General features: G+C 73.7%; 9 protein-coding genes. 6 read left to right on the forward strand and 3 right to left on the reverse strand.

Annotation, left to right across the window (positions count from 1 at the left end):
• Positions 1-491, forward strand: a 491-nt coding sequence (locus KBX53_RS17055; protein WP_210860294.1) for a DUF6297 family protein, incomplete at its 5' end; no start/stop codon positions are given.
• Positions 492-620: 129 nt separating this feature from the next.
• On the forward strand, positions 621-1,199 hold the full coding sequence (locus KBX53_RS17060) for a dihydrofolate reductase family protein (RefSeq protein WP_210860296.1): 579 nt from the start codon (positions 621-623) through the stop codon (positions 1,197-1,199).
• Here KBX53_RS17060 and KBX53_RS17065 read toward each other — a convergent pair.
• Positions 1,181-1,891, reverse strand: a complete 711-nt coding sequence (locus KBX53_RS17065) for a helix-turn-helix domain-containing protein (RefSeq protein WP_210860298.1) — start codon at positions 1,889-1,891, stop codon at positions 1,181-1,183. The genes KBX53_RS17060 and KBX53_RS17065 overlap by 19 nt on opposite strands.
• A gap of 41 nt (positions 1,892-1,932) precedes the next feature.
• Positions 1,933-3,405: a PLP-dependent aminotransferase family protein gene (locus KBX53_RS17070; protein WP_210860300.1), complete on the reverse strand. Its 1,473-nt coding sequence runs from the start codon at positions 3,403-3,405 to the stop codon at positions 1,933-1,935.
• Positions 3,406-3,467: 62 nt separating this feature from the next.
• Here KBX53_RS17070 and KBX53_RS17075 point away from each other — a divergent pair, with 62 nt between their 5' ends.
• The gene (locus KBX53_RS17075) at positions 3,468-4,079 is read left to right on the forward strand and encodes a LysE family translocator (RefSeq protein ID WP_030332511.1); all 612 of its coding nucleotides are present in this window, start codon (positions 3,468-3,470) and stop codon (positions 4,077-4,079) included.
• Between the two features lie 7 nt (positions 4,080-4,086).
• The gene (locus KBX53_RS17080; protein WP_210860303.1) at positions 4,087-4,827 is read left to right on the forward strand and encodes a B3/4 domain-containing protein; all 741 of its coding nucleotides are present in this window, start codon (positions 4,087-4,089) and stop codon (positions 4,825-4,827) included.
• Here KBX53_RS17080 and KBX53_RS17085 read toward each other — a convergent pair.
• The gene (locus tag KBX53_RS17085; RefSeq protein WP_210860305.1) at positions 4,800-5,402 is read right to left on the reverse strand and encodes an MBL fold metallo-hydrolase; all 603 of its coding nucleotides are present in this window, start codon (positions 5,400-5,402) and stop codon (positions 4,800-4,802) included. The genes KBX53_RS17080 and KBX53_RS17085 overlap by 28 nt on opposite strands.
• Positions 5,403-5,481: 79 nt before the next feature.
• Between KBX53_RS17085 and KBX53_RS17090 the strand changes: the two genes are divergently transcribed.
• Positions 5,482-6,288: an SDR family oxidoreductase gene (locus KBX53_RS17090; protein ID WP_210860307.1), complete on the forward strand. Its 807-nt coding sequence runs from the start codon at positions 5,482-5,484 to the stop codon at positions 6,286-6,288.
• 113 nt (positions 6,289-6,401) lie between these two features.
• Positions 6,402-7,047 (forward strand): pentapeptide repeat-containing protein (locus KBX53_RS17095; protein ID WP_210860309.1); only part of this gene is annotated, 646 nt, incomplete at its 3' end.

Consider the following 7,047-nt stretch of genomic DNA (forward strand, 5'->3'; position numbering starts at 1 on the left):
ACGTACGCCGGCTGCGCCGCCACCCGAGCGCCGTGCTGATCTGGGCGGCGCTGCTCGGGGTGCAGTACGCGGCGGCGCTCGCCCTGCCCGGGTTGGCGGGTGCCGCGCAGGTGGTGTTCGCCTACCTCGCCGCCGACCGGCTGACCGGCGGTCTGCGGGCGGTCAGCCGCTCACCCGGGCTGCGCCGGGCGCTCGGCGGCAGCGACAACCTGCTGCGCGGGATCCACGTGGTGGTGCCGGCCGCCGGCGCGGGCCTGTGGTGGTTGCTGACCCTGCCGACCGTCGACCCGGGGCCGCCCTGGCTGGCGCCCACGCTGGCGCTCGGGGTGGTGGCTGCCGCGTTCCGGGCCGGCACCCGCCCGCCGATCAACTACGGCGGCGCGACGGTGAACACGCCGTTCGGGATGATCCCGGTCGACCTGCTGCGGCAGGGCTCACGGGGGCCGGCGCTGCTCGCCGTGCTGGTGCTCGTCCAGCTGTTCCTGGGCTGACCGGTCAGTTGCCCGGTCGGCCCCAGGCCCGATCACGGCACCACCCGCTGTCGTTTTCATCCAAGACAACGCCGCAATCGCGATCTAGCGTGGACCCGGCAGCCCGCTCGAGCAGGAGGAGACACCACAATGCGCGACCTGGTCTACACCGGTTTCATGTCGCTCGACGGCGTGGTGGACTCGCCCGGCGGCGGGCCGGGCGAGGAGCACCGCAGCGGCGGTTGGGTGTTCAAGGACCTCGAGTTCGTCCCGGAGGCCTGGTCGCTGAAGGGCGAGGAGCTCGCTGACACGACAGCGCTGATGTTCGGCCGTCGCAGCTACGAGGCGTTCGCGCCGGTCTGGCCCGGCTCGGAGGACCACGCCAGCTACAAGGAGCTGCCCAAGTACGTGGTGTCGAGCAAGCTGTCCGACGACGCGCTCGTCGACGGGTGGGGGCCGACGACGATTCTGCGCTCGACAGGGGACGTCGCCGCCCTCAAGCAGGGCGATGGCGGCGCGATTTTCATCCACGGGAGCGCGGAGCTGGCCCGGCGGCTGTCCGATGAGGGTCTGATCGACCAGTACAACCTGCTCGTCTTCCCGGTGCTGCTCGGTGCCGGTAAGAGCCTGTTCGGCCGGGCCGACCGAGAAAAGCACATGCTGACGCTGCGGGAGTCGGAGAGCTATTCGAACGGGATCCTCAAGTTGATCTACGACGTCAAGCGCTGACCCAGGTCGAGGGCTATGGCGCCGACGCTGCCCTCGCGCAACTGCCGGACGGTGCGTCCGACGTAGGAGCGCAGCGCCCGGGCCAGATGCGGCTCGTCGAAGTAGTCGAGCTTGGCGACCACGTCGGCGACCGGGTCGCCGCCAGCCAGCAGCTCTGCCGCCCCGCGAGCCCGCTCGATCTGCCGGACCGCGCCGCGCGTCAGTCCCGTCGCGGCGCGGAACCGGCGTTCGACGGTGCGCTCCGAGACGGCCGGGCGGTGACCCCGCAGTAGCTCGGCGACGAGCGGGTCACCGACCACGGTCCCGGCCCGGACGAGCCCGGCGACCAGGGCTTCGGCGTCGTCGGGGCCGGGCGTCTCCCAGCGCGTGCCGTCCAGCCGAAACGTCCGGTGCGTGGTGTCGGGGAGCTCGATGCCGCCGTCGACCAGCGCCGTCGTGGGCACGGCCCGCAGCGAGGTGCCCACGACGAAGTCGATGCCGGTGAAGGTCGCGCCCTCCGGCACCGACGCTGTGCCGGTGCGGGTCTCGGGACCGGTGATGCCCGCGTACGACCGGCCAGCCTGTTGCCAGAACACCAGCCCCCAGCGCACCCCTGCGACGGACGTCATCGCGGTGACCTGCCCGCTCGTGCAGGTCCACACCGTGTCGACCCACGGCGAGTCGGACCCACGCGTCACGAACCGCAGTCCCACGGGCGAAGGATACGCCGCCGAGCACGATGGACCTGTTGGTCCTAGCCGGAGCCGAGCGCGGCGGCGAGAGCGGCGACGCCGTCGTCGATCTCGGTGGGCGTACGGGCCGCGTAGCCGAGCACCAGGCCCGGCCGGTAGGGCCGCTGGCAGTGCCAGGACAGGGGTTGCACCTTCACCCCCCGGGCCAGCGTCGCCGCCGCCAACTCGGTGTCGACCACCGCGTCGTCCAGCGTGATCATCAGGTGCAGACCGGCGGCGGCGCCGTGCACCGTCGCGGACGGCAGTGCGCGGGCCAGCGCGGCGATCATGGCGTCCCGTCGGCGGATGTGCCGGCGGCGCAGCAGCCGCAGGTGGCGTTCGAAGGCACCGGAGGTCATCAACTCCGCCAGCACCAGTTGCGGCAGCACGGCGTTGCCCAGGTCGGCGTTGCGCTTGGCGGCCACCACCGCGTCGCGCAGTCGCGGGGGCACGAGCAGCCAGCCGACCCGCAGGGCGGGGGCGAGCAGTTTGGAGACACTGCCGGCGTAGCAGACCTGCTCGGGCAGCAGACCCCGCAGCGCCGGCACCGGGGGGCGGTCGTAGCGGTGCTCGGCATCGTAGTCGTCCTCGATGATCAGGCCGCCGGCCCGCGCCCAGGCGACGAGGTGGCGGCGGCGGTCACCGTCGAGCACCACGCCGGTCGGGAACTGGTGCGCGGGGGTGAGCATCACCGCCGGTGCGCCACTGGCGGCCAGGTCGTCGACCCGCAGGCCGGCGTCGTCGACGCTGATCGGCGGAGTGGCCATCCGCCAGTTGTTCAGGTGCTGGCGCACTCCGAGCGAGCCCGGGTCCTCGACCGCGATCCGGTCGACGCCGGCCGCGGTGAGCGCCTGGGCGAGCAGCCCGAGCGCCTGCGAGACGCCGGCCACGATGATCACCTCGGCGGGGTCGACGCTGATGCCACGGTTGCGGGCCAGCCAGGCGGCGACGGCCTGCCGCAGCGCGGGCGTGCCGCAGGGGTCGCCGTAGCCGAGGTCGGCCGCGGCGAGGCGGCGCAGCACTGTCCGTTCGGCGCGTAGCCAGTCCGTGCGGGGAAAAGCGGCCAGGTCGGGTACGCCGGGTGTCAGGTCGATCGTCGCGGGCGCCGCGCGTACCGCGTCGAAGATGTCGGTGCCCGGTGCCGGTGGGAAGGTCGCGACCGGTGCCGGCGCGGCGGCCGGGGCGGGGGTGGGCGCGGCCGGCGCGGCGACGACCACGGTGCCGGCGCGGCCCCGACCGGCGACGTGCCCCTCCTCGGTCAGCCGCTGGTACGCCTCGGTGACCACACCCCGGGAGACGCCGAGGTCGGCGGCGAGCACCCGGGTCGGGGGCAGTCGGTCACCGACCGGCACCCGACCGTCGGCGATGGCCTGGCGCAGCCGGTCGGTCAGCCAGTCGGCGCGCCCGCCCGGCGCCGCGTCGGCGATGGTCAGGTGCAGGAAGTCGGACCCGGCCGATATGGACCTCTCGGACGCCGTCGGTTTGGCTCTGCCCATCGGACCATTGTGGCAGCAGAGTGAGCAGGAGCCAGACCTGCCAACTCCGCCGGAGGACGACCGTGACCATCCCGTTCCTGATCACCACTCTGATCGTGGTGGTCACCCCCGGCACCGGGGTGATCTTCACGCTCTCCGCCGGGCTGTCCCGGGGCGCCCGGGCCGGGGTGCTCGCCGCGTTCGCCTGCACGCTGGGCACGTTGCCGCACCTGCTGGCCGCGATGACCGGGCTGGCCGCGCTGATGCAGACCAGCGCGGCGGCGTTCGAGACCGTCCGCTATCTCGGCGTCGGCTATCTGCTCTACCTGGCCTGGTCCATCGCCCGCGATCGCGACGCCTTCGCCGTGACCACCGACGCCCCGCCCCGCCCGGCGCTGCGGGTGATCGTCTCCGGGGTGTTGGTCAACCTGCTCAACCCGAAGCCGACGCTGTTCTTCGTCGCGTTCCTGCCGCAGTTCGTGGACACCACGGCACCGGGCTCGACCCGCGCGATGCTCGGCTGCGGGGCGGTGTTCATGCTGCTCACCTTCGTGGTGTTCAGCGGCTACGGCGTCTTCGCGGCCCGGGTCCGCGACCGGGTGCTGACCCGACCCCGGGTCACCGACTGGCTGCGCCGATCCGCCGCCGGCACGTTCGTCGCGCTCGGCGTGACCCTCGCCCTCACCGAACGATAGGACCACAGTGCAGTTCGAACACTCCCCACAGCTTCGCGACGCGTACCCCGATCTGATCGCCGGGGTGGTCCTGGCCTCCGGAATCACCGCCACCGCCGACGTGACCCGACACGCGGCCAGCTACCTCACCGAGGCCCGGCGGCGGTTGGCCGCCGGGCCCGAGAGCGGGTTCCCGGAGATCCAGGCCTGGCGGCGGGCGTACGCGGCGATGGGCCTGCGGCCCACCAGGTACCGGTGCGCCGCCGAGGCGCTGCTGCGCCGGCTGCGCCTGGACGGCGAACTGCCCCGGGTGCACCCGCTCGTCGACCTGTGCAACGCCGTCTCGGCCGCGTACGCCATCCCGGTCGCCGCACTCGACCTGGACCGGATCGACGGCGACCTGGTGGTCCGGCCGGCGCACGGCGACGAGGCGTACCTGAGCTTCGCGGGCGACACCGAGCATCCCGAGCCGGGCGAGGTGACCTTCGCCGACTCCGTCGGGCGGGCGCACGCCCGACGGTGGACGAACCGGCAGAGCGGCTGGTCGGCCGTGCGGGCGGGCACCTCGTCGGTGCTGATCGTCGCCGAGGCGCTGCACCCGGGCGCCGAGCCGGCGGTGACCCGGCTGGTCGCCGACCTCGTGACCGAGCTGACCGACGAGTGGTCCGCCCCCACGGCCACCGCGGTGCTCACCAGAGCCGCGCCCCGATTCCGCACTCCGACGGCCGGTGACGACAGAGGTCAGGCGGTGTCGCCGGGCATCAGGTGACGGTAACCGGGGATCGTCTCGCCGAACCAGCCGGCGACGCTGGCCAGGCCACGGTCGTTGAGCTGCGCGTCATGGACCGGGTACGCCGCCGCCGCGCCCACCGCGCCGGCGAATCGGATCGCCTCGTCGAGCCGCAGCCAGGACCCCTGGGCCGGGACGAGCACCGTGTGCACCGGCTCGTCCGGCACGTGCAACGCGTCACCCGGGTGATAGAGGTGATCAGCGATCAGGTAGCCGAGGTTCGGGCAGTCGGGCTGCCCCTCGTGGATCGCGGCGTGCCGTCCACCGTGCGCGCTGACCGACATGCCGGCGGCCGTGAACCGCTGCCCCGCGCGGACCCAGGTCACCGGCAGCGGGGCGAGATCCGGCAGTTGGGCACCCTCCGGGGCGTACACGGGGACACCGAGACCGGCGAGCCGCAACACGTCCACGTGGTCGGTGTGCTCGTGGGTGACCAGGACGGCGTCCGCGCCGACCAGGGCAGTCGGCTCGCTCCACGTCCCCGGGTCGACGACCAGCACCCCTCCCTCGTGCTCGATGCGGACACAGGCGTGGGTGAACCGGGTGATACGCATCAGGCGACCGTACGCCGCCGGCAGAGCGGTCCGGGTCCCCGTGGCGGTTGGGCCGGCGCTGCCGGGGTAGTGCGCCAGCATGCCGCAGCGATACGAGAACTACCCGAGGATCGCGGTCGTCACCGGCGCGGACTCCGGCATCGGCAAGGCCTGCGCGGTGGCGCTGGCCAAGGCCGGCTTCGAGATCGGCATCACCTGGTACGGCGATCCCGACGGCGCCGAGCGGACAGCCACCGAGGTCCGCGCGACGGGCCGGCGCTGCGAGCTCGCCGAGGTGGACCTGACCCGACTGCCGGACGCGGCGGCGGTGGTGGACGAGCTGGCCGACCGGCTCGGCGGCATCGGGGTGCTGGTCAACAACGCCGGCGTCGGGGCCTCCACCCCGTTCGTCGACACCGGGTGGGAACAGTGGCGCGAGGTGCTCGCCGTCGACCTGGACGCGCCCTTCCTGTGCGCCCAGCGGGCCGCGCGACGGATGCGGGCCGCCGGCACCGGCGGGCGGATCATCAACATCACCAGCGTGCACGAGCACGCGCCGCGGGTGGGCTCCGCCGCGTACTGCGCCGCGAAGGGCGGGCTCGGGCTGCTGACCCGGGTGATGGCCCAGGAGTTGGCCGCCGACGGGATCACCGTCAACGCCGTCGCCCCGGGCGAGATCGCCACCCCGATGACAGGTCAGGAGGACGTCGACCCGTTCACCCAGGAACGGCCCGGCGTGCCGGTGGGTCGGCCCGGCGACGCCCGGGAGGTGGCCGCCGTGGTCGCGTTGCTCGCCTCCCCCGCCGCCAGCTACGTCACCGGCGCGTCCTGGCCGGTCGACGGGGGCATGTTGCTGATGGGCCCCCAGGCAGCGGCGTTGCCGAACGACGACTGGCGATCGGTCTGACCAGCATCGGCGGCGACGGCCGCTGACACGCACGCACGGTGACCCCCGACCGGTCCGGTCGGCGCGGCACAGGAAACAATGGTGACCACCTGATCGTCAGGAGGACCGTCGGCGTGTCGGACCGCACCGCACCGCCGTCCGGGGCGGCGCAGCTGCGCGCCGACTGCGGACGCTGCTTCGGGCTGTGCTGCGTGGTGCCCGCCTTCGCCGCGTCGACTGACTTCGCCATCGACAAGCCGGCCGGCTCGCCCTGCCCCAACCTGCGCCCCGACCACCGCTGCGGCATCCACACCGAGCTGCGGCAACGCGGTTTTCCCGGCTGCACGGTGTTCGACTGCTTCGGCGCCGGGCAGCAGGTCGCCCAGGTGACCTTCGGCGGGCGGGACTGGCGGGACGCGCCGGAGACGTTGCCGGCGATGGCGGAGGCTTTCGCGGTGCTGCGACCGCTGCACGAACTGCTCTGGTACCTCACCGAGGCGGTGGCGCTGCGCCCGCCGGCCGACCTGCGCGCCGATCTGGAACGCGTCCGCGCGGAGACGCTGACACTCACCGAGGGTGACCCCGCGCGGCTTCGCGCGGTGGACGTCGACGCCCACCGGGCCCGGGTCAACCCGCTGCTGTCCCGGGCCAGCGACGCGGCCCGGGCCCCCGTGGGTGCCGACCGGCGGGGCGCGCACCTGCTCGGGGTGGACCTGCGCCGGGTCGACCTTCGCCGGGCCAACCTTCGCGGGGCGCTGCTCATCGGCGCCGATCTGCGCG

The organism is Micromonospora sp. M51, assembly GCF_018070305.1.
Classification (GTDB): Bacteria; Actinomycetota; Actinomycetes; order Mycobacteriales; family Micromonosporaceae; genus Micromonospora; species Micromonospora parva.

Excerpts from the sequence above, each read along its gene's own strand:
- KBX53_RS17085 (WP_210860305.1), bottom strand. The coding sequence starts at position 5,402 with ATGCGTATCACCCGGTTCACCCACGCCTGTGTCCGCATCGAGCACGAG.
- KBX53_RS17090 (WP_210860307.1), top strand. The coding sequence starts at position 5,482 with ATGCCGCAGCGATACGAGAACTACCCGAGGATCGCGGTCGTCACCGGC.
- KBX53_RS17070 (WP_210860300.1), bottom strand. The coding sequence starts at position 3,405 with ATGGGCAGAGCCAAACCGACGGCGTCCGAGAGGTCCATATCGGCCGGG.
- KBX53_RS17060 (WP_210860296.1), top strand. The coding sequence starts at position 621 with ATGCGCGACCTGGTCTACACCGGTTTCATGTCGCTCGACGGCGTGGTG.